The sequence below is a fragment of the Gammaproteobacteria bacterium genome (assembly GCA_029882975.1).
In the GTDB taxonomy this organism is placed as follows: domain Bacteria; phylum Pseudomonadota; class Gammaproteobacteria; order SZUA-152; family SZUA-152; genus JAJDNG01.
This window is the reverse complement of the sequence record JAOUJW010000012.1, coordinates 16,531-39,144: the sequence shown is the minus strand read 5'-3', so window position 1 is coordinate 39,144 and position 22,614 is coordinate 16,531. Positions and strand designations below refer to the sequence as shown.

General features: G+C 43.1%; 18 protein-coding genes. 4 read left to right on the top strand and 14 right to left on the bottom strand.

The window, feature by feature from the left end; genetic code table 11:
• Positions 1–19 precede the first annotated feature (19 nt).
• From OEY58_10585 to OEY58_10570, 4 genes are all read left to right on the top strand, one after another.
• Positions 20–1,081, top strand: coding sequence for a FemAB family PEP-CTERM system-associated protein (locus OEY58_10585; protein ID MDH5325898.1), 1,062 nt, complete (start codon positions 20–22; stop codon positions 1,079–1,081).
• Between the two features lie 62 nt (positions 1,082–1,143).
• Positions 1,144–2,286 (top strand): DegT/DnrJ/EryC1/StrS family aminotransferase, encoded by a 1,143-nt coding sequence (locus OEY58_10580; protein MDH5325897.1) that lies wholly within the window; start codon positions 1,144–1,146, stop codon positions 2,284–2,286.
• A gap of 13 nt (positions 2,287–2,299) precedes the next feature.
• Positions 2,300–3,322 (top strand): polysaccharide deacetylase family protein, encoded by a 1,023-nt coding sequence (locus OEY58_10575; GenBank protein MDH5325896.1) that lies wholly within the window; start codon positions 2,300–2,302, stop codon positions 3,320–3,322.
• Position 3,323: 1 nt separating this feature from the next.
• On the top strand, positions 3,324–4,502 hold the full coding sequence (locus OEY58_10570) for an ATP-grasp domain-containing protein (protein ID MDH5325895.1): 1,179 nt from the start codon (positions 3,324–3,326) through the stop codon (positions 4,500–4,502).
• Positions 4,503–4,550: 48 nt separating this feature from the next.
• On the opposite strand, the gene OEY58_10565 is transcribed toward OEY58_10570, so the two are convergent.
• From OEY58_10565 to OEY58_10500, 14 genes are all read right to left on the bottom strand, one after another.
• Complete coding sequence (locus tag OEY58_10565; protein MDH5325894.1) at positions 4,551–8,177, bottom strand: discoidin domain-containing protein; 3,627 nt, start codon at positions 8,175–8,177, stop codon at positions 4,551–4,553.
• A gap of 191 nt (positions 8,178–8,368) precedes the next feature.
• Entirely contained in the window at positions 8,369–9,574 is a 1,206-nt protein-coding gene (locus OEY58_10560; protein ID MDH5325893.1) for a glycosyltransferase family 4 protein, read from the bottom strand.
• An 8-nt stretch (positions 9,575–9,582) separates the two neighbouring features.
• The gene (locus OEY58_10555; GenBank protein ID MDH5325892.1) at positions 9,583–10,974 is read right to left on the bottom strand and encodes a glycosyltransferase family 39 protein; all 1,392 of its coding nucleotides are present in this window, start codon (positions 10,972–10,974) and stop codon (positions 9,583–9,585) included.
• The gene (locus OEY58_10550) at positions 10,958–12,535 is read right to left on the bottom strand and encodes an NAD(P)/FAD-dependent oxidoreductase (GenBank protein MDH5325891.1); all 1,578 of its coding nucleotides are present in this window, start codon (positions 12,533–12,535) and stop codon (positions 10,958–10,960) included. Before OEY58_10550 ends, OEY58_10555 begins: the two co-directional genes overlap by 17 nt.
• Positions 12,536–12,543: 8 nt before the next feature.
• Entirely contained in the window at positions 12,544–12,954 is a 411-nt protein-coding gene (locus OEY58_10545; GenBank protein MDH5325890.1) for a GtrA family protein, read from the bottom strand.
• Between the two features lie 36 nt (positions 12,955–12,990).
• Positions 12,991–13,506, bottom strand: coding sequence for a hypothetical protein (locus OEY58_10540; GenBank protein MDH5325889.1), 516 nt, complete (start codon positions 13,504–13,506; stop codon positions 12,991–12,993).
• Between the two features lie 90 nt (positions 13,507–13,596).
• The gene (nadE, locus tag OEY58_10535; GenBank protein ID MDH5325888.1) at positions 13,597–14,580 is read right to left on the bottom strand and encodes an NAD(+) synthase; all 984 of its coding nucleotides are present in this window, start codon (positions 14,578–14,580) and stop codon (positions 13,597–13,599) included.
• Between the two features lie 29 nt (positions 14,581–14,609).
• Entirely contained in the window at positions 14,610–15,506 is an 897-nt protein-coding gene (locus tag OEY58_10530; protein MDH5325887.1) for a peptide chain release factor N(5)-glutamine methyltransferase, read from the bottom strand.
• A 9-nt stretch (positions 15,507–15,515) separates the two neighbouring features.
• Positions 15,516–17,078 carry an acyl--CoA ligase gene (locus OEY58_10525; protein ID MDH5325886.1) on the bottom strand — a complete coding sequence of 521 codons (1,563 nt, stop codon included), beginning with the start codon at positions 17,076–17,078 and terminating at the stop codon, positions 15,516–15,518.
• Positions 17,078–17,323 carry an acyl carrier protein gene (locus OEY58_10520; GenBank protein MDH5325885.1) on the bottom strand — a complete coding sequence of 82 codons (246 nt, stop codon included), beginning with the start codon at positions 17,321–17,323 and terminating at the stop codon, positions 17,078–17,080. Before OEY58_10520 ends, OEY58_10525 begins: the two co-directional genes overlap by 1 nt.
• Positions 17,324–17,334: 11 nt before the next feature.
• A complete protein-coding gene (gene asnB, locus OEY58_10515) occupies positions 17,335–19,266 on the bottom strand; it encodes an asparagine synthase (glutamine-hydrolyzing) (protein ID MDH5325884.1) in 1,932 nt (643 codons plus the stop codon).
• A 15-nt stretch (positions 19,267–19,281) separates the two neighbouring features.
• Entirely contained in the window at positions 19,282–20,169 is an 888-nt protein-coding gene (locus OEY58_10510; GenBank protein ID MDH5325883.1) for a DUF3473 domain-containing protein, read from the bottom strand.
• A 43-nt stretch (positions 20,170–20,212) separates the two neighbouring features.
• A complete protein-coding gene (locus OEY58_10505) occupies positions 20,213–21,655 on the bottom strand; it encodes a TIGR03016 family PEP-CTERM system-associated outer membrane protein (protein ID MDH5325882.1) in 1,443 nt (480 codons plus the stop codon).
• Positions 21,656–21,697: 42 nt separating this feature from the next.
• Positions 21,698–22,612, bottom strand: coding sequence for an XrtA-associated tyrosine autokinase (locus OEY58_10500; protein ID MDH5325881.1), 915 nt, complete (start codon positions 22,610–22,612; stop codon positions 21,698–21,700).
• Between the last annotated feature and the right edge of the window lie 2 nt (positions 22,613–22,614).

Below are 22,614 nucleotides of genomic sequence, written 5' to 3'. Positions count from 1 at the left end.
TCACTCGGATTTAACTGCATTGAAACAAGACACCCCGAATATAACAATTAAACCTGTTGATTCATCCTATTGCCAACAGTGGAATAAGTTTTTGGAATCCAATATTAATGCATCATTCTACCATCGGTGCGAGTGGATGGATCTTAACGAGTCCTGCTTGGGAAATAGAAGTTATTTTTTAGCGGCTTTCGACTCCTCCAACACTATCGTCGGGGCATTTCCTTTGATCCATGTCAATAGTGTGTTGTTTGGCAATATACTTTGCTCAATGCCATTTGTGAATTTTGGAGGCCCCTGCAGCAATGACACAGCAATCCAGGAAAAATTGCTTGAGGAGTCTTTAGTACTTAGCCGCTCTTTAGGAGCGGATTACCTGGAAATTCGGTCGCTACAACAACTCGCATCACCACAAATCCAACTACATACATCCTTACACAAGATAAGTATGTCACTACAATTGAGTAACGACCCAGAAACGGTGTGGAACGGTTTTAGCTCCAAACACCGTACCAATATACGAAGAGCTTACAAAAATAATCTATCTGTGAGATCGGGGCACCTGGAATTGTTGGACGATTTTTTCACGGTATTGTCCGGTTCATGGAAGAATCACGGTACCCCTATATATCGAAAACAATATTTCGAATCCATTTTAAATCGGTTCGGTGAAAGCACCCGAATATTTGTCTGTTACATGGGAAACAACCCGGTTGCTGCCGCTTTCAATGGTTATTACAAAAATACCGTGGAAGGGATGTGGGCAGGCGCATTGCCTGAATACCGTAAAGCACAACCAAATTACGCCTTATACTGGGATATGATCAAAGATGCCAGTGAAAAAGGATTCAGTTCTTATCATTTGGGTAGATCCAGCGCAGAATCCAATAGTGAGCAATTTAAAAAGAAGTGGAATGCAAATGCTTTACAGCTTTATTGGCAATACGCTTTAAATAAAAACAACGAGATACCTCAGTTAAATGTAAACAATCCCAAATATGATCTTGCCATAAAGCTTTGGCGAAAACTTCCACTGCAAGTGACCACCCTGGTTGGCCCCTTGTTGGCCAATAGAATTCCTTGAGAGCAACCTCGATGCCAAAGTATTTCGCTCCTGCCGGCACTCCAATTCCGACCCGTGTATTGATGAAATGGTTAGCACAATCACTATCGGGTAAAAAGTCTATTGAAACATTCCGACACGCGATCGAGGAAAAGTTTCATACTTTCAACTGTCAATTTATTTCGTCAGGAAGAACGGCGCTTTATTTGGCCCTTAGAGACCTAAGAACACTGGCGCCCCATCCGGGAGCAGACGAAGTGATTATCCCCTCCTATACCTGTTACTCAGTCCCTGGGTCAGTGGAAAAAGCCGGGTTAAAGATTCGCGTGTGCGATATTGACCCCGGCACCTTAAGCTATGATCTCGACGCACTCAATCGTTTTGATTTCAGCAAAGTTCTGGCAATAGTCAGTTCCAACCTTTACGGGTTCCCCAACGATTTACCGGCGATAACCAACATCGCTAAGCAGCATAATGTGTTTTTTATTGATGATGCCGCACAAAGCATGGGGGCAATGATTGCAGATCAATACGCCGGAACCTATGGCGATGTCGGTATTTACAGCTTGGACAAAGGGAAAAACATCACGTCTATCCAAGGCGGTATAGTGGTAAGCAATCATGCGGAATTTAGTCAAGTGTTTGATGAAACCGTAAATAGCCTGCCGCTGCAATCTTCACTAAGTCTAATGGCAGACACCGTAAAACTCTGCGCTTACTCGCTGCTTCTTCCGCCTCGGTACTATTGGATTGCCGCCAAACTGTTAAGTCTGGGAACCACCCCATACACCACAGACTACCCGGTTCATGCTTACTCCGAGGTCATGGCAAATATGGCATTTACGCTTTTTGAGGACCTGGATAAAATCAACTCCAGACGAATTCACAATGCAGAATACATGATTCAAACCTTAGAACCTTATACATCCATAACGCCGATACATCCTGTCAAGCAGTCTAAACCGGTCTATCTTAGACTGCCGCTGTTAATATCCGATAATAGAAATCAAATCGTAGATAAACTGAATGCGGCCGGCATCGGCGCCACCACTTCATACCCTGAGGCAATAATAAATGTTCCGCAGTTGCGTAACTCTTTGGATCGCAGAGACCTAAATTGTCCTGGAGGATGCCAGGTTGCAAAAGAGATTGTCACACTACCGACCCAGGCATACATGAACCAACAATCCTTAGATAAAACCATTGATATACTCATTAGTTCTTGAGTGGGACACACAAATGTTGCACACCTTTAAACAACTGATAAAAAGACTTATATGTGCTTTGCTTTACTATTCAGGCCTGCTGTTTTTGTTTAAAAAATGGGTCATGCGAGGTAAAGCCGTGGTTTTAATGTATCACCGTGTCATTCCCGAGACTCCGGGTCTCAAAACCTATTCACATAAAGGCATAATTGTTGACGAAAAGTCTTTTGAGAAGCAACTGGATTTTCTCAAAAGACATTTTCAAGTTTTGTCGGCGCCGGAGTTTGTTAAATCACTACACCGGAAAATCCCGTTTGAAAAACCCAGCTGCCTGATTAGCTTCGATGATGGCTGGATAGATAATCACGATCACGCATACACACAGCTTAAGAAACGAAATATTCCTGCAATTATTTTTTTACCGACAGACTACATGGGCACCGGAAAACTTTTCTGGCAGGAACGTCTATGTAACACCATGCATATACTCTGTAAAGATTTAGCCCAACATGCACAGCTACTTGGGCGTATGGGTTTTGAAATGAAATCAAATGACCCTGACCATGAGATCTTAAAATTTGTCAGCCAACAAAAAAATCAGTCGCCCGAAACTATCGAAACCTTGCTTTGTGATCTTGAGCAATACATGCACGATCAGAATATAAAGTTTCCTCTGGAAAACATGGATAGTTACCTGAATTGGGATCAGGTTCGTGCCATGGACTCAAATATTATCTACTATGGGTCACATGCCCAGTCTCACACGATGTTACCCAAACTCAGCCGTGACCGGCAGAGAAATGAACTTAGCCATTCTAAAACCATTATAGAAACCGAAACCGGCTTAAGCATCGATTCCATTGCATTTCCAAATGGGGACTACAATCAAGACACGCTTTCTCTGTGTGAGGAATGTAACTACAAAGTAGCATTCACCACCCAACGCGGTCATGTCAGCGCAAACGACAACCCATTCATGTTAAAACGAGTCAATGTAAACAATGCCGTATCGGCAAGCATTCCCATTTTTTTCTGCCGCGTGTTAGGGCTGCTATAACATGAACATTCTGTTAACTGACGGAAATAACCGTGCAGCCCTGGCCATCACCCGTTCATTAGGAAGAGCAGGTTATACCGTATTTTGTGGCGAAAAAACCGAAGACTCTATTAGTTCAGCATCCAAATATTGCCATGGTAAATTTACTTACGCAGACCCGGTGAGACATAGCGATAAGTTTGTTGAGGATGTACTCCAGCAAGTCGAAATACAAAAAATTGATTTAGTTATACCGGTTTCCGAGATTACCACTTTGTTAATTACCGAGAACTCTGAAATGTTTCAAGGAAAATGTAAATTGGCATTTTCCGACTATTTTAATATCGCCAATGCGTCGAACAAGGCTCATGTATTTGACCTAGCCGCCAAGTTGGATGTTCCCATTCCGAGAACGCACACCCTGAACAGCATATTAGATCTGGAAACACTGGATCCGGCATTTCCGTACCCGGTGGTCATCAAACCCTCCAGATCGCGAGTAAAAACCAAGTCAGGCTGGCTTTTAACACGAGTCAGTTATGCCTATGACTCTGAGGAACTCCGTAAATCATTAGAAGATAAACCGGAAGAGGAATATCCTGTTCTTTTGCAGCAAAGAATTAACGGCCCAGGGATTGGGGTTTTTGCCTGTTATGCGGATGGGCAATTAATGGCAATTTTCAGTCATCGTCGTTTGAGGGAAAAACCTCCGTCAGGGGGCGTTAGTGTTTTGAGGGAGAGTACCGAAGTTAATCCGAAGGCAAAGTTATACACGGATAAATTACTCAAAGCCTTGAAATGGAATGGCGTAGCCATGGTGGAGTTCAAACTGGATGAAGATGATAATGAACCTAAACTTATGGAAATCAACGCGCGTTATTGGGGTTCACTGCAACTGGCCATTGATGCCGGCGTTAATTTTCCTTTGATCATGACGGATTACCAATTAAAACAGATCAGAAATCCGGTACCCCAGTATCGTGTTGGCATTCGTTCTCGTTGGTTTTGGGGTGATTTTGATGCTTTGCTTTTGTTGCTGTTGAAACCACCGCACAAACTGCAATTACCACCATCTCACCCAGGGCGACTGAAAACCTTACTTGAATTTCTTAAACTATGGAACAAGCAGACCCACTACGAAGTGTTCTCATGGAAGGATATAAAACCCTGGTTATTGGAAACGCGGAGAAAATTTTTTTAATAGCCAACCGACCCGGCTATGAACGAACAGCCGGATCGATTTTGTGTTCTACCGTCCAAACACTTGTATTTCGGCAACCGAAGTCCATTCACTGCCATTGACTTCTGAAATCGCAACCAAACGAACATATTGTGCCGGCTGCGAACTAAAACGAACCTCTTTGAAACTGGCATCATTGGCGAATACACCAGATGCTGCAAGCGTCCAACTAACACCATCAACACTTACATAAAACTCGTAGGAATTAATGTTGCCGTTCTCTCCACCGTCCTGTCTAGGTACATATACAAAACCATCAACGGAGTAAGAAGCCCCCAATGCAATATCTATATTGTGCGGTGGAGTGGGACTGCCACCCAACCATTGGGTATGCCATATAGTATCAGGATTCCCGTCAAAAGCATTACTGGCAGCTCCATTCTCACCAACAGTCTCTTCACTATCCACTGCCAGCAGACTCCAACCGGACTGCGAAATAGGTGTACCGGCATTTGGATCCTGCACGGTAATTGTCCGGGTCGCCGGTGTCGGGTCACTCAAGCCCAAAGAGTCCGTTACGGTCAAAGTCACGGTATAAGTCCCTGGGGTATTAAACGGTAACAGTCCCGGATCTTCCAGTGTTGAATCCGCAAGGCCCGAACCCGGGCCGAAATTCCAGGAATAAGTCAATGGGGTATTACCATCTATATCAGAACCGGTCGCAGTAAAACTCACGCTATCGCCTGCCACTATGGTCAGATTCTGGTTCGGGCTGTCTATGTTTGAATTTGGAGGCAAATTACCCCCCCCCGTACTCGGCACACCAAGAACATTGAGCTCTGCGACCGTGGTCCACTGATTGCCATTCACTTCGCCTACGGCAACCAAACGTACGAACTGCGCCTCCGAAGCGGCAAATCGAACTTCCTTATCACTGCTGTCATTGGCAAAGCTACCTACTGACACTTGGACCCAATTGCTACCATCCGTGCTGACATAAAACTCATAGTCACCAATGCGACCATTGACACCATCCTGCCGTGGCGTATACACAAACCCGTCTACAGTATAGGGCGCACCCAACGCGATCTCTAATGTGTGTGGCGGTGCAGGACTGGTTCCGGACCAATCTGTGTGCCATATAGTCCCCGGATTACCATCAAAGGCATTAACCGCTGCTCCGTTTTCGGCAGCAGTCTCCTCACTGTCTACGTACCACAAACTCCATGCGGTTTGGGGAATGGGCGTAGTGGCCGAAGGATCAATAACGGTCACCGTGCGAATGGCAGGTGTAGGATCACTCAAACCCAGCGCGTCAGTGGCCGTAAAGGTTACTGTATAGGTACCGGCTAATCCGTAAGCTACGGCACCGGGAACAAGCGCTGTTGAGTCGGCAATTCCAGATCCGGCACCAAAATTCCAAAGATAGCTTAAAGGATTATTGGCATCAGGATCGGAGGCCGATGCACTAAAATCAATGGACCCTCCGACTGCGATAGTGATATCCGTCGTCGGCGTGATAATGGAACCATTGGGCGCCAGATTCCCTGAACCGGCACTGGCATTGCCTAATACATTGATCTCGGCCGCAACTGCCCATGGGTTACCGTTAACCTCACTCAGCGACATGAAACGAACATACTGACCTTCAGTTGTCACGAAATTAATTTCTTTAGGCAGGTCATTGTTGGCAAAGGTGCCGCTGATTACCGGAGCGCCCCAATTAACGCCATCCAAGCTGATGTACAGTTCATAATCCGCAATCCGCCCGTTTTCACCACCGTCCTGCCTTGGGGTATATACAAAGCCATCTATCAAAAACTGGCCACCCAGAAAAATATCAATATTGTGTGGATGCGATGGGCTGGCACCTGACCAGTCGGTATGCCAAAAGGTGGACAAATCACCATCAAACGCATTTACTGCAGATCCATTCTCTCCCGCAGTTTCTTCGCTATCCACATTCAATAAGCTCCAGGCAGCCTGGGGGATGGGATCGCTGGCGCCCGCGTTTCGGACGGTTACTGTTCGGGTCGCTGGTGTAGGATCACCCAACCCGGTTGAATCCCTGACAGTAAAGGTTACCGTGTAATTACCGGGGGTGTTGAACTGTACAGACCCCGGGTCTTCTACGGTAGCATCTGCAATACCGGAACCTGCGCCGAAACTCCAAATGTAGCTCAGCGGTAAATCGCCATCCACGTCAACGCCTGTACCGGAAAAATTGACGCTTTCCCCAGTAAATACCGTTATATCGGTAGCGGGTGTATCAATAGTGCCATTTGGCGCCACATTCCCTGTTCCTGCACCAGCACTATTCAACACATACAACTCAGCTACTGATGTCAAGTTACTACCGGCCCAGTCACTGGTTGCTACCAGACGAACAAACTGCGCATTTTGCGGTGAAAATCGAATTTCTTTCGCAGTCGCATCGTTCGCGAATATTCCTGAGGCCACCGGTAATCCCCAGTTCTGGCCGTCAACGCTCACATAAAATTCATAGCCTCCAATACGCCCATTCACAGTACCATCTTGCCGGGGAATATATACAAATCCATCAACAGGATACTGTCCACCCAATGCAATTTCTATAGAATGGGGCAACAAAGGAAACACATCCAACCATTCCGAATTCCAATAGGTACTAATATCGTTATCAAAAGCATTAGTGGCGGAACCGTTTTCTGCTACCAATTCCTCGCTATCCACATCCCACAATACCCACGTATCCTTTGAAATCCCACTGTCCAGTTTTTGCGAAAAATCCCCTCTACCATCCACCGCAGCAAGCCATCCGCCGGTACCGTTAGGTTTAACGTCCATGTGATGCATGCCGTCCCTATTCCACCCAAACCCCGAAGGACCGTATAACGGACTACCAACCACTTCCACTTCGGCATAGCTGCTACGGGTTAGGGTTGTAATTTCAAATGCTCTAACACCGGTACCGTAATTAGGTAGATCATCTTGAGCAATTCGATAAAGATGAACACCGTCATTTATAACACTACCTCCCGGCCGCGCTCTACTTGCATCCGCAGTAATCAACGGACTGCTGGGGTGCTCGGTCCAAGGGCCGGTAAGATTATCCGCATAATACAACCTTAGTTGATCGTTGGTCGCGGGACTGGAAAATATCCACCAACTACCGTTAAATTGGAAAATAGTCGGATCAATATCACCAATACTGGTATTTATCAATGTGGAAACATAGGTCCAGTTGGTTGGAAATGTACTAGTGGTATACAAGCGAATGGAGTCAGTGTCTCCAGTCTCCGGTATCATATAATATTGGCCACCTACCTGAAATACTTGCGGGTAAGACAAATGAAAACTTTCATCTAAAACAATTTGTTGATAGGTCCAGTTATATCCATCCGGACTGGTCGCATAACCAATATCGCCTTCACTGGTATTGAGATTCAGGATCTCGAAAAACATGTACCAGGTACCCGCGTCCCGGAATAAAAATGGATCGGCAACAAAACCGGCCGGTACATCTGTCACATCTGCCGCGGTAATAACTGCATTAGGAACACCGGATACCGGCCCGGCGCTTATCGGTGTACTGCCTTCATAGATACCGATGGACCAATCTGCTGCTGCGAAGGGTACGTGTAAAAATAATGCAAGAATCAATATTATTAAAATTCTTCCGGGGCTTTCTGATCGTTGTTTTTTTGATTGAATCATATGAACTTCTTACTGAGTTGGATGGGGTCAATAATTGCTCTATCTAGTTGCAATTTCAATATTCGATATGTAAACCTGCAATATTCATACCTATTTGATTTTTACATATTATTCATATAGTTATAACGTATTTTTAGTTCATCTCTCCATGATTGTAAATTATTCCGACACTTTCTGGCTATCCCACAAACCTAGCCTATGGATTGTTGCAGCAGTTGCTGAGTTACTTTACTGATAGAATATTTATTAATCGCAAACTCACGGCCCCTGTCTGCATAAGTTCGGAATTTGGATTGAGAAAAACCAAGAACAAGCTTTATCATAGATGCGATGCCGGCGCTGTCTTGCTCTTCTACTGAAAACAACGTTAACTCATCACAAATGGATTCCTGCACGCCACCTACTTTAGTCGAAATAACCAGCAAACGCATTAATAGCGCTTCCTGCACCACGCATGCCTGATTTTCTGCGCAACGTTCCGTAGTTATACTGGGTAAAACTAATAAGTCCATTTTAGAGAGAGTCTCTATCACTTTAGCATATGGCATCTCACCGGCAAATTCTACATAACCCTCCAAGCCATTAGTATGGACGTAATCAATCAACTCACGTTTCAAATACCCATCGCCTATAAGAGTGTAATGAATATTTGTGTGACCTTCTTTAACAAGACTATGTATCGCTTGTAGAGCAAATATAAACCCTTTCTCCTGGCTAAATCTGCCTATAGACACCATTCTTAATACTTCATCTTTTCTGTAAAACTTATTCTCATCCACAGGGTAATTATTCAATTCGAAACCCACAGGACTAATAAATATTTTCTCCGACGGACAACCTCGTTTAACGGCATGGTCCAGACTGTACCGGGTACAGGTAAACACTTTATCTGTGGAATCGAATATATTTTTCTCATCGCGGATAAACTGTTGTCTAGGTAACTCGCCTCCATGGTAATACATAACCACCTTCGATCCGGGGTATAATTGTTTGAGAAATGTCAGCTTTTCCATCGTGGCAAGATTGTGAATCAAACATACATCCGGCTCAGCTGTCGGCAGCACCAAAGCTCTTGCTGCACTCATTAGATTTTTTTTAAATGACGCACTGCCATCGATTGTTCTGTATAGATTCTTTAAACTTGCCAAGGGTGATTTAATTGTTGCGATACAAGCATTACCAAAAAAGCGAGGAAGAGTTTTTAACGTTGACGGATAATATTGAGTTTTTTCCTCTAAATTTAGCAGCTCCGTGCTTAAGCCTACTCTGTCCCTTTCGTACCTTCCTTCGGCAAATACCTGAACACGATGACTCTCGCGCAGCAAATAAGCCAGTTGGGTGTCCAGGTACGGTTTGTAGGGATCCGGATATCTTTCCGCGAAACAATAAATCAGCACCTAATCTCCTAGCTGTCCGAGCTCTTCCGTAACCATAGGTCCGGATACTTATCTGATTGAAAGTAGTTGTTCTTAATTATTGGCATATCTTTATCTAAATAATTTAACGAGATTAATGCCGGTTTGTACTTCCTTATAGATTCGTATACATCATACGAATACGGCGTTATAGACTGATAAGTCGCCAACCCACCCACGCCAGGCCTCACGCTGAACCAGAAATAATCTATATCTCTGCGAAAAAGATTAAAGTAGATTTCTCCATCATAGATGAAATCGTCCGGCTTGGTGTTTGACCTAACATACTCTATTTTTGCCAACTCCTTGCTGTTATTCTTTAATACGACTTGTGTAGCCAAAACAAAAATTGGTAGCGCGCTGGCCACGACTGCAGCGATTCCATAATGTACCGGGTATTGAAACATTCGCCTGGCCCCTAGCGCTGCAACTACCGCAACCAAGGGAAGAAACATCATGTAATATTGCGGATAGGGTGCTTTCACCATGAGTAAGGATCCCATCAAGGCTAACACCAAAAACAATATTTCCCGCATCACTCCTTTCTCCATACAAGCGACACCCACTATAAAAAACAACCAAACCAATGTGTTTTTTTGGTAGATAGCAAGTACACCACTAACCGGGGAGAATGTATGAGAAAATTTCATATTTAATAACCAATTAAAGGTTATATAGGTGGAAAATTGATCATTTAAAAGCAAATACAGCGCATAAGGTAGAACAGTAGCAGCGAACGCTAACCAATAATAAAAAAATTCCTGAACAGGCATCGATCGATTAAACAGTCGCCTCGCTAGAATCAAGCCAATGATCAGGATCAAGAAAATTGCTTTCTGCAAAAACAAGAAAGATATACCCAAACTGACTCCACTTAATAAAGCATACATCAGTTTTCTTTTATCAAAATACAGAAACATCCAATAAATCGACATCAAACCGAAGAGGACCTGGGGAACATCCGGACGTACTTCAATAGCTTTATCGAAGAAATATGTAGTACCTGCCAATACCACCACACTTAGTAGAGCATCTCTCCGTTCCTTGAGCACAAGCAAAGCTAACTTATAAGTAACAAACAGTACTGCCGCATACATGGTAAACATGAACAAACGTGCGATACGTAAAACTGATGTATCATCGCTAAAAACCCATAAGAATGGCTCCAAAACATAATAGAATAACGGGTTATGATGTTGGAAAAAATCTACATATATTACTTCACCGGCAGCCATTTTCCATGCCGTATGTATAGCCTCCAATTCATCGTGGTCAAACCCACGAAACCAGGAATTAGCCAAAGTTAAAATGACTAAAATAACAAGCAATCCATACAATGGATTGCTTATTATCGATTGGATCCACTCACGACTTTTCTTCATGATATTCTTGTTCTACATTGACCTTCCATATGTTCTCTTTGGACTTCTTATCTGCGACAATATTTTCCACTGCCACCATTGCCGTCAACATAGAATGGTCTGCGTTGTTGTATTTATGCATTCCGTTTCGCCCGACCAGAAACAGGTTTTCCAGACCGTCGACAAAATCCTTGACCACATCAAACTCGTTGTAGGTTCCAAAATATGCCGGGTAAGTTTTTGGCATTTTTATAACTGTTGTGTCCAATACATCAGTCGAGTCTATGATATCTATTTTTTCCAGTTCCTTAACGGCAAACTCCGACATATCTTTGTCAGACATACTCCATAATTCGTCACCTTCATAACAGAAATACTCCATACCCAACCATACCGTGTCTGGATCCTTAACCATATAAGGGCTCCAGTTGTTAAATATTTGAAGCCGTCCCAGCTTTACGTCCCGTTCCTGGATATATATCCAGTTATCAGGAACTATAGAATTCACTGTGGGAATATTGGTTTCATTGTCAATTTTCAGCTTATTTAGCAAAACACCTACGGTGATAAAATCCCTATAAGTTAAACCCGATGCGATTCTTAGTACATTTTCCGGAACACCAGGGCTCATAGCCTCCACCAAATCTTTCACGGCCATGGTGGAAAATACATAGTCCGCTTCTATAGTCGTGACTTCACCTGTTCCAATGTCTTCAAATGCCACAGAAGCCACTCGACCGGTTCCCAGGTTTATACCTACTGCCTTTTTGTTAAAATGCAATTCTGCCCCTTTTTCCGTAACTATTCTCGCAACTTCCTCCCACATTTGTCCGGGGCCTAATTTGGGGTACATGAATTGTTCAATTAAGGATGTTTCGGTGTTTTTCTGTCCGACACTCGTATCTTTTTTGAATAGGGTTTTGATCGCATGTAAAACGGATTTCGTTATCGACAATCCTTTGATCCGCTGTGCACCCCAGTCCGGTTTAATCTGGTTACATGGAACACCCCACACTTTTTCCGTATAATCTTTGAAAAATGTTAGGTATAACTCTCTGCCAAATCGGTTAATTAGAAATTCTTCCAGCGATTTTTCTTCTTTAATTGGAAAAATTGAAACTTTAACGTAACTGAGCCCAATTCGGATAATTCTAACGATTCCCAGGTTTTTAAACGTATTCCATTTCAGCGAAATAGGATAATCGAAAAAGGATCTGAGAAAAAATATCCTGGACAGCCGCCGCCGTATCAGCATAACCACGCTGGTCTTTTCGGGATCCGGGGCATCCGGCGCATCCGATAAAGTAACTTCCCGCTTCAGAATTATGTCGTCCTTAGATGGTGCACCTTGTAGAGGCATAATATTACGCCACCAGTCCATCACGCGATCCGACTTCGAAAAAAAACGATGACCGCCAATATCAATGCGGTTACCTTTATAATTTACTGTTTTGGAAATTCCTCCAATGTCCGACGTCATCTCGAATATTACCGGTTTTATATCAGACTTTTCCAACAATTCATAAGCAGCCGTAAGTCCTGCCGGCCCAGCACCAATGATGACTGCCACTTTCTTACTCATGATAACTCCTAGCGAAATAATGTGATTTTTCTAACAATAAAATTCCACAGGTATACGAACCCGGTGGAAATCATCTTGGACAACATATAGTAGAGCCCGACCACTTCAGTGAAAAACCACATAAACAGTTCATTCAATGCCAGTCCGACCATTCCGATGGCTGCAAATATAGCAAACTCTAACCACTTATTCTGAACAGCGCGTTTATCAAATACCCAAATAACACTAAGCGTATAGTTGATTAACAACCCAATGGTGAATGCTATCGCCGCAGATACCAGATAATACACATTAAAAAACTCTGTTAACACATACAGTGTTCCAAAATCGACAGTAAACGCGAATCCCCCGACAAAAGTGTATCTGATTAACTGGATAAGCGTATTATTTGTTTTATTCTTTAGGATTGCATCTAACATAGTACTCTTCTTTTACGAATTCGTTATAAAAATCAATCAGCAACCCGTATTAATTTTCTTTACAAAACCATCCGATGCTGACAGAAGCCTGTCCACAATTTGTTCTGCTATCTCAGTTGACTTGCCATATGGATCTTCGATTTCAATGTCGCCATTTTCAAGAAAGCTGCCTAACCATACTACTTTGGTCATTGATTTCGGATCCATATCCATCAACAAGTCCCAATTTCTGCAATCCATTATCAGCACAATATCGGACCAGGATAACAATTCATTTGAAAGCACATCTGATCGATGATGTGACAAATTCACTCCTTTCTCCATGCACATCCTTACATGTTCATCGGGAGAGCACCTGCCTTCAACTGGATAAAACCCTGCAGATTTCACTTCTAGACCCGTTTCTTTCAATTTTATTTTTAAGTACTCCGAAACCAAAGGGCTTCGGTAAATATTGCCATAGCAAAGGACTAACAACTTTTTTGCTCTGGTGTTCTCCAGGTTTTTTTGTGACCAGCTGCGTGCCTGCCGCTTGACACTCTCGTGCCGCACAACTCTAGCGATCTTTTTTAGTACTCTGGAAAATATATTCAATTAGATTGCACTATAAATTTGCGTATATAACGACATCCCTAAATACGCCTAAATCTCATTCACTTCCTGAATTAACAATGGTCTGGTATGTAAATATTTAGTTGCACGTCTTTTTGATTCTATATCTCTATAAATCCAACCCGCTTGATCCACACTGATATTCAATGCCTCGGCCAAGTCCTGGTGGGGAAGCCCGTTATTGTGAGCCCAAAGTGCCAAATCCATTTTATTGTAGGGCAACGCAAAATAGAACTCATCCTGACCTTGAGCCATACTATACGTATCGGTAGTAGGTGCCGCGTTACAAATATCCATTGGCAAATTAAAATACCTCGCCAAAGTATAGACTTGCGTTTTGTATAAGTGTGCGATTGGTTTAATGTCAGCTGACCCGTCTCCATTTTTTACAAAGAAGCCCTGATCGTACTCCAATCTGTTAGGAGTACCCACAACGGCATAATTCAAACGGTCTGCATGAAAGTACTCTACCGTCTTTCGAATTCTTTGTTTATAATTAACCGAAGCAACTATTTGTAAATATTCTTTTAATTTCAACCTTTCTTGTTTTATATTGCCTTCTGGGTCCTGCACTACCAACATGAAGTGATTCATCTGCCCTTCACTACCACCACTTATAGTAAGTTTATTTTTCCAATTTTGTCCGTAGTCGGGGAAAATTTTCCGAATAGCATCGTCACGCCACTGGTAACAACCTATTGATTCGAGCGCCGGGGCGATATCTTGGATTTGGTAATCTATCCCTAATTGATCCGCCAATTGCTTACCCAGAGTAACACTTTTGGATGATGAATCAGTTTCCGGTAACAACAAGCCGAAAACTTTGTTTTTTCCTATGGCTTCAACACACAACGCTGCACACACTGCGCTGTCCACTCCCCCCGAAATCGCAACAACCAACCCACGCCGGTTTAAATTTTTACGTAAATGATCTCTAATCGAGTTTGTAATGACAGCAACTTCTTCTGCTTCGTTGATATTCAACACCTGTTGGGATAATGGTGTATTTGGCATTTTCTTCTCTCTCAATCTGTTGAATAATACTATTTCTGAGCCATTAATGATCTAATGTTTCCATCAGAGTCATAAAGACACTCCACCGTGGAATAAAAGCCGGTCTTTTTCAAACGCTGAGATATAGAATCCCCTTGTCCCTCGCCAACTTCAAATACCAGAAAACCACCTTCCTTTAGGTATTTTGGTGCCTCCTTAATCAGCCGGTTCAAAATTTTAATACCAAAAGGTCCGCCATCAAAAGCGAGTCGCGGTTCATGCGCCGATATTTCCTTGTCCATCGTATCTACTTTGCCACTGGATATATACGGAGGATTACAGCTTAGCAAGTCCATGCTATTGTAAAATTCCGGGGAATCAAACGGAGCCAGTAAATCCCCTTCCCTGACCTCCACTCTATCCTCCAAATTATGAAATTTAACGTTCTCCCGGGCCAGACTTACAGCTTCACTTGCCAAATCCGCAGCATATGCCTTAACGTTATCCCCGGACAAAGCATAGGCGACAGGGAGGTTTCCCGCACCGGTACACACGTCCATAACTTGCACTGTTTCCTGTCTTCCGGCCCTATCCTTGATGATAGAAACTGCTGACTGACCCAATATTTCAGTTTCTTTTCTGGGTACCAATGCGCCTGGGCCGGCGATCAACTCTACACCCATAAATTGTTGTCGCCCGGTAATATGAGCCAACGGAACCCCGGACAGACGCCTGTTCAGGTATTCCTCTAATTTTGACATATTCTCCGCATCTAACACGGGCAACTCGCCATCCTCCGCAGCTTGTGCAGACTTTGGGTCACCGGCAGCCGCAAACCACAACGCTCGAAGCGTATTATCCACGTTCTCTTCCGGCTTATCCGGAAGGAATGCTAGTTCTCCGCTGATTCTTGAATGGCATTTTCGATAGAATTCACTCTGTTCCATACCACCTCCTCAAGAAAGCGCCTTTTTATCTATCTTACCGTTTGCTGTTTTTGGTAAAGAATCCGGCACGACAATTATATCTTTAGGTACCATGAAATTTTCCAGTTTCGACAAACATATTTTCTTAATCTTTTTATCTGTCAAATCCGAATCTGCCTCCAACGTCACAAATGCTTTAACAGATTCACCCAACAACTCATCCGGAGCACCAATGACCGCTGCTTCTTTTATGCCTTTTATTTCGTACAAAGCATTTTCTACCTCAACGGGACTTACTTTCTCTCCTCGAGTTTTTATAATATCGTCGTTGCGTCCGACAAAATACAAATAGTTTTCCGAATCTATCCGAAATAAATCGTGTGTACATAACACTCTTTCACCGGGATATCTCCCCGGTTTAAGCATTTTCCTGCTTAGCTCGTCCTGTTTCCAGTACCCGAGCATGATATGAGGACCCCTAACGTACAGAACCCCTGTTTCACCAGCGGATACAGCTTGACCGGTTTTTTCTGACAGTAGATAAACTTCAGTTCCCGGTATAGCTTTACCAACCGAGTTGGACTTTGCGTTAACCAATTCCGGCTCCAGATAACTGACACGTTTACATTCAGTCAAGCCGTACATTTTATAAATTAAAGCGTTCGGAAATATTTCCTGAAGATACGACACAAACTCTTCCGGTAAAGCAGCAGCCGTGTTAGTGATTCTAGTGACGGTAGGAAAACACAAAGGTTTTTTCTTATGAGCCGATACCATCATGGCAAAAATTGTAGGCACACCGGGAAACACCGTTACTTTTTGCTCTTCAATCCGTTTATACACTTGTACTGGAAATGTAAATGAACGCTCTATTACCAATGTACCACCCAATTTCAATGCCATGAATAGCTGGTACAATCCATAATCGAAGGCAACAGGAAGCACAAGCAATATTTTATCTTCCCGCGATAAGCGCAAGTATTCTATTAAACTCCATGCAGCAAACACCATAGATTGATGGGTATGCATCACCCCTTTGGGTACTCCCGTGCTACCAGAGGTATATATCAGCGCAGCCATATCGTTTGGGACAACGAAAACAGGTTTTTCCAATGGTGCATTACTTGCCAATATCTGATTAAAATCCAACAAACAACTTAACGTCAATTCGCTTGTGTCGCCAGAGCAGATTACTGTTGTAACCTGACTGTTTACCACCACATCAGCGAAGACTCCAGCCAAGTGGCTATCCGTACACAAAACCTTTGCATCGCTGTCTTTAAGTACAAATTCCAGTTTGTCAGATTTTGTTTGCGGATTTATAACAAGAAATACCCCGCCCGCAATTAACACTGCGTATATACTAACCACACAGGGCCATGTATTGTCCATATAGATAGCAACTCTGTCGCCTCTTTGAATGCCGGACTGTACGAGCTGTGATGCCATTTTAAGTGCAGCTTGCATCAATTGAGAGTAAGTATACTCCACGCCCTCGATAACAAGGGCGACTTTGTCCGGTGTACGCTTTGCAGAGGAAAGCAGGCCGTCTCGCAGTAACCGGGGCGGTATTGTCAAATCGGAATCGACCATCAGCTTTGTTTGGATTGTATATATTTAACAATATTGTTAACAGAGTCGAGATTCTCAGGAACCATCTCTTCGTCTTCTACTTCAATTCCAAACTCTTCTTCCAAAAATAGAATTACTTCCATAATTCCCGTTGAATCTATAATTCCCTTATCTAAAAAGGACTCATCGTTCTTTAGAGCGTTCTGATCATCGGTGAACAGATAGTTATCCAAAACATAGTCTCTAATTTTTTGTTCGGTAGACATGTGTTATACCCTTAATTCCCAAAATTTTTGTTAAAGTTTTTAATAAAATGATAATGCCAAACTTGCGTAGATAGTATCCCCACCAAAGCCATGTTATCTTTGTAACCTATGGCACGCCCTTTTTCTATTTTTTTCTTCAGCCGGCCAACCTTATTAGAGTCGAAATATCCCGCATCCAATATGCTCTTCTCACCTAATAACTCGTGAACGTACTCCGGCACTTCCCCCCCAAAAAAAGCGGCAATGTCAGGTGCCCGGTATGGTTGTTTGTATCTACTGACAATTTTCGGAGGAAGATATTTTCTAAATGCTTTTTTCAATAAGAATTTTTCGTTTAACGCTTTCATTTTGTATTTAGGATGCAAGGTATTGGCAAATTCAATTACCCTATGATCTAAAAATGGAAACCGTCCTTCCACTGAATTGGATAATAACATCCTATCCCCTTGCGAACATAAGAGGTAGCCTGCCATTAGAGATTTAGCCTCTATATACTGACTTCGATTAAACGGATGCCACCGATGAATTGCTCCAGGTAGTGTGGCGCATAAATCCTCCAGCGCATTACTATTTAGATTCTGTTTAACATCATCGGAAAAAAATTCTTTAATTTTTGCAGTGGTGTTCCATCGCGGTATGTGCGCAAAATATGCAAGATCGGGCTTATCAAGATCCGCACCAAAAAACTGCTTCAAATATGCTTGTCCTCTGCCTTGCGAAATATCCAAATAAGGATACAGTTTCTTTAATAACCCGGCCCTGAAACTGGAATCTGGATTCTTTGCCCAAAATTGTCTGATCTTACCTTCTTTAAAAATGTCATAACCGCCCAATACCTCATCGGAACCCTCTCCGGTGAGCACTACTTTGTAATTCTCCTGTTTCACCAGACCGGACAGCCTTCTCATAGGCACCGGCGCAGTCCGTAATATGGGAGATTCGGTATGCCAAATTGTATCTACAAACGAATCGGCAATATCAGAGTTACTACAATTAATTGCACTGTGATCGGTCCCTAAATGTGCAATTAATGCTTTTTGATACGAGCCTTCGTCAAACTCTTCAGAGTCGAACCCGATAGAAAATGTTCTCAATGGTACGCCACCGTAGTGTTTCAGTATGGCGACAATGACCGATGAGTCTAAACCCCCTGATAAATATGCCCCGACCGGCACATCGGAACGTAATCGAATTTTAGTCGCGTCAATCAAAAGGTCGTGCAGCTCTCCGGCCAAGCTATCTTCATCACCGCCCCGGTACTGCGTTTCACTGAAACTCCAATCCCAATATTGAATGTGTTTAATATCACCATTTTTTACACGCAACATCTCACCTGGAGAGACTTCCTGAATCTCGGAGAATATCGTATTTGGACTCACCGGCGCCCAAAATGTCATTAATTGATCGAGCGCCTTTGTATTTAGACTTGGCGAACTGGAAGCGGTCGCTAACAAAGATTTAACCTCTGAAGCGAAAAGGAGCCGATTATCTATGCTCTGATAGAACAAAGGCACTATACCTACCCGATCCCTCGTTAAAAATAATGTCTCACTATTATTGTCCCATAGCGCGATGGCAAACTGACCGTTGAGATGTTCAACAAAGGTTTCTCCATACTGTTCGTAAAGATGAACGATTACCTCTGTGTCTGTATGCGTATAGAACAAGTGTCCCTGTTGTATCAATTGCTGTCGTAATTCAGGAAAATTGAAAATTTCCCCGTTAAACACTACCCATATTGACTTATCTTCATTATGAATAGGTTGCGACCCTCCCTCTAAATCAATAATGCTCAGACGCGCATGGGCCAAACCAATTTTAGGAAACTCTATGAATCCTGTACCGTCCGGACCTCTATGGCTAAGTTGTCGCACCATATTTTTCAGGTCCCCCATAAACGGGGCTTGCTTATTGCTACTGTATATACCGGCTAACCCACACACTACCCTATTCCCTCTCTAAGAAACAAACGCCAATTTATCCGACGAGGTGTCTAACAATCCTTGATTACTTAACACATGTTGGGCAGTGGAAAACGTAAATTCAGAAACCAATTTTTCCAATCGTTTTTCGCACTTATTCAAATTGTTATAATGTCGAAACCTTGATTTCCAATTGGCTGCGACTCGGGGTTGATCCGGATCCACTTCCCATGGATGTAGATAAAATATAAATGGCCGATTGCGACGATTTATGTGGGCGAGTCCAGTTTTCGTCACATGGTAAGGAAACAAACGAAAATAACCACCCCCGGCAATCGGAACATTTGTTGCTAGAAACCTGACTGTTGATAACGGAAACTCTATCAGCTTATGTCCGGACGGGGTGGTTAGTTTATGCGGAAACAACTCCGCATTTGATATACCATATCGATCATGGTGAATCGGAAAAATACTGGAGTCATACGAAAACCCACATTCCACTAATATATCCAGAGCCCATAGACTGCTATTTACGATAGAGTAACTGGCTGCTCGATATCCAAGAACGCTGTCTTGAATAATATCCTCTAAAATTGTCTTGGCTTTTACAGTTTCTCTCCGAAATTCGTCCGGTGTTTGTTCATAAATCAGCTTATGGCTATAACCATGACAGGCTATTTCATGCCCCAACTTGGCAATTTCTCTAACTAAATTCGGAAACCGTTCTGCTACCCACCCTAGGACAAAGAAAGTTGCCCTAACGTCGTATTTATCAAACAACTCCAGCAGCTTTCGAGTATTTGCTTCTACTCGGCATTCGTATTTTTCCCAGTTGGCTTGTTCAACATACCTTGAAAAACCCGAAACGTGAAAATAATCTTCCACATCAACAGTCATGGCATTAACTACTTTACCGCTGACCATGAACATTTACCCTCTTATACACCCTCTTCACCAAATCACTCCTTTAAAATTTTGCCGCAATTTCCAGTGCAACCAAGTTATACCTGTAATCCAAAATATCTGATGTGGAATTGTTGGACGCATGCGTATACTTCAAGCTTGTTGATATTTTACGACTTGTTCTGTTACTAAATAAAATGGTGAATTCACGAAGACTATCCACTCGACTATCATTACTCGCACTACTTCTTCTCAGTCCGATACCCGTTTTTAGCTCTGACCGACTTGACATAGACCATGAAAAATCTGCATCAAAGTTTGTGTACGTCTCTGATCTCTGTACAATTTCATACTCCCTTTTCTCTTGAAGCAAGGATAAATTGTAGTCAGACTTCGCTTTCGAATACGTTACAGAACCGCTAACGCGTTTAGCAATAAATACTTCGTTACCTACACCCTGGATACCTTCAGACGGCAACGGGACATCAACCCCACCTTCACTATCCACTCCGGACACAGGTTGTAACTGTAAAGACAGAGTTTCAACATCCTCGTTGTAGCCCAATCTCCAGGTGGAATATTTCGAACCGTGATTTAACTCAAAGTCGTATGTCTTTCCAAAAGATCGCTCGCCCGAACCCAACTCCACTGATGTACGTCCCGCTGGCTCCCAACGTAACCCTGCGCGCCAGGTTCCGCCGGTGGAGATACTTTCGATATTTTGATAGAAATATCTGTTTTCCTCTTTACCTGCTGTTGCCTTCAAGACTACCTGAGTACCCAATGGTAAATCTAAACCGTAATCCAGCCTTTCCAAGTTCAGTTCATCCTGATTCCGGTATCTTACCGTCCGTTTTTGTGCGCTGACATTCCAAGCCAGCGTTCGTACATTGGGGGTTTGATTTACGACAACTAACAGCTGAGTCACTCGCGCATTGAAATCAGGCGTTTCGTCATATCGCACTGCACCATAAGAAGGACGAATCATCACCCCGGGGGTATCCGTTTGCGGCACCCTATATGTAGGTGCGACATAATAACTCTGCATATCCGTCCGATTTCCTGTTACAAACATATTACTCGAAGGCGCGTTTTCTCTTGCGTCTATATTTTGCTGCTGATAACTGCCTGCCACACTCAAAACTAAATTATCGGTAAAAATGTCTTGATCCAATGACAAATCCATTTGCTGGTAAGTACCATTTTGTTCTGACATTTCATTGTAATAAAAAGCTTCCAGGCCATACTGCAAAGAAAGCTTTGTATGTGCTCCTTCACCACGCATAGTAAAACCCGGGTTTAATTCAAGGATTACTTCCGACTGTTCCGATGTCGCACTAAGCGAAACATTATCCGTGTAGGCTAATGCCGCTTCCATCGTTGGCGTAAACTGCCACTGCACAGCGTGGAGACTGTTTGCCCAGCTCAAACCAACAAGCGACAGAAAAAAAACTCGTAATTTCACTCCGAGGAATTCAGTCCCGAATTTTTTTCTTGCGTTTATCATTTTTATAATACATGTGTACTGCTTGATTGGCGTCGGAAAATTCTATTTTTCCGCCCCATATCCATAGTAGTTGTAACCCGTACCGAGTGATTGAATTTTTTTATTAAAAACTAATCCTATGGGGCGGGTTTTATCCAAATACTCCATAGCATCCTTAACCGCTGATTCAGCGGTGTCTTCCGCCGCAACGACAAATACTACTTGTCCAACCAAGTCAGTTAAAACTCTTGCCTCACTGGTCGCCAATATTGGAGGTGAATCAAATACCACCACCCTATCCGGGTACCTCTGCGAAAGGTCTGATATCAAACGTTTCATATTTTGACTGGCCATAAGTTCCGACACTCTATCGTTGTAGCGGCCCGATGGTAGTAGTGTCAGTTTTGGAATATTAGTTCTAACCAGTAAATCGCTTAAATTTATGGAGTCATCCAATAGATAATCTGTCAACCCGGGTTCCGGACTAATGCCTAACAAAGAACTGACACCGGTTTTCGAGGAATCCGTGTCCACAAGCAAAACCGTTTTGTCTTTTTCCATGGCAATACTCATAGCCAGATTCACACTGATAAAAGTTTTTCCCTCTCCCGGTAAGGCACTGGTAACCATCAATAGGTTTCCCTTGTCTATGGCAAGGGCACCGGTGGCAAAAGCATTACTTATGAGCGGTCTTTTAATACCACGAAACTCTTCTGCCATCACGGAATGCATTCTATCCGGAGTCAACATGCCGCGTTGTTCCAATCTTTGCAAATCTATAGTCACCTGTCGACGCGTTTGCTGAGATTGCGTCGATTGAATTCGGGTTGCCAAAAACTCTTCTTCGTCCACAAAGGCATCGGGGATACTCCTGTTTGCATCTGAGGAACTACGCGAATTCAACGTGCCGGATAGTTGACCGCCTGAGTCTTTTTTCTTTTTCTGCAGTTTCTGGATGGCTTTCTCAATACTACTCATTT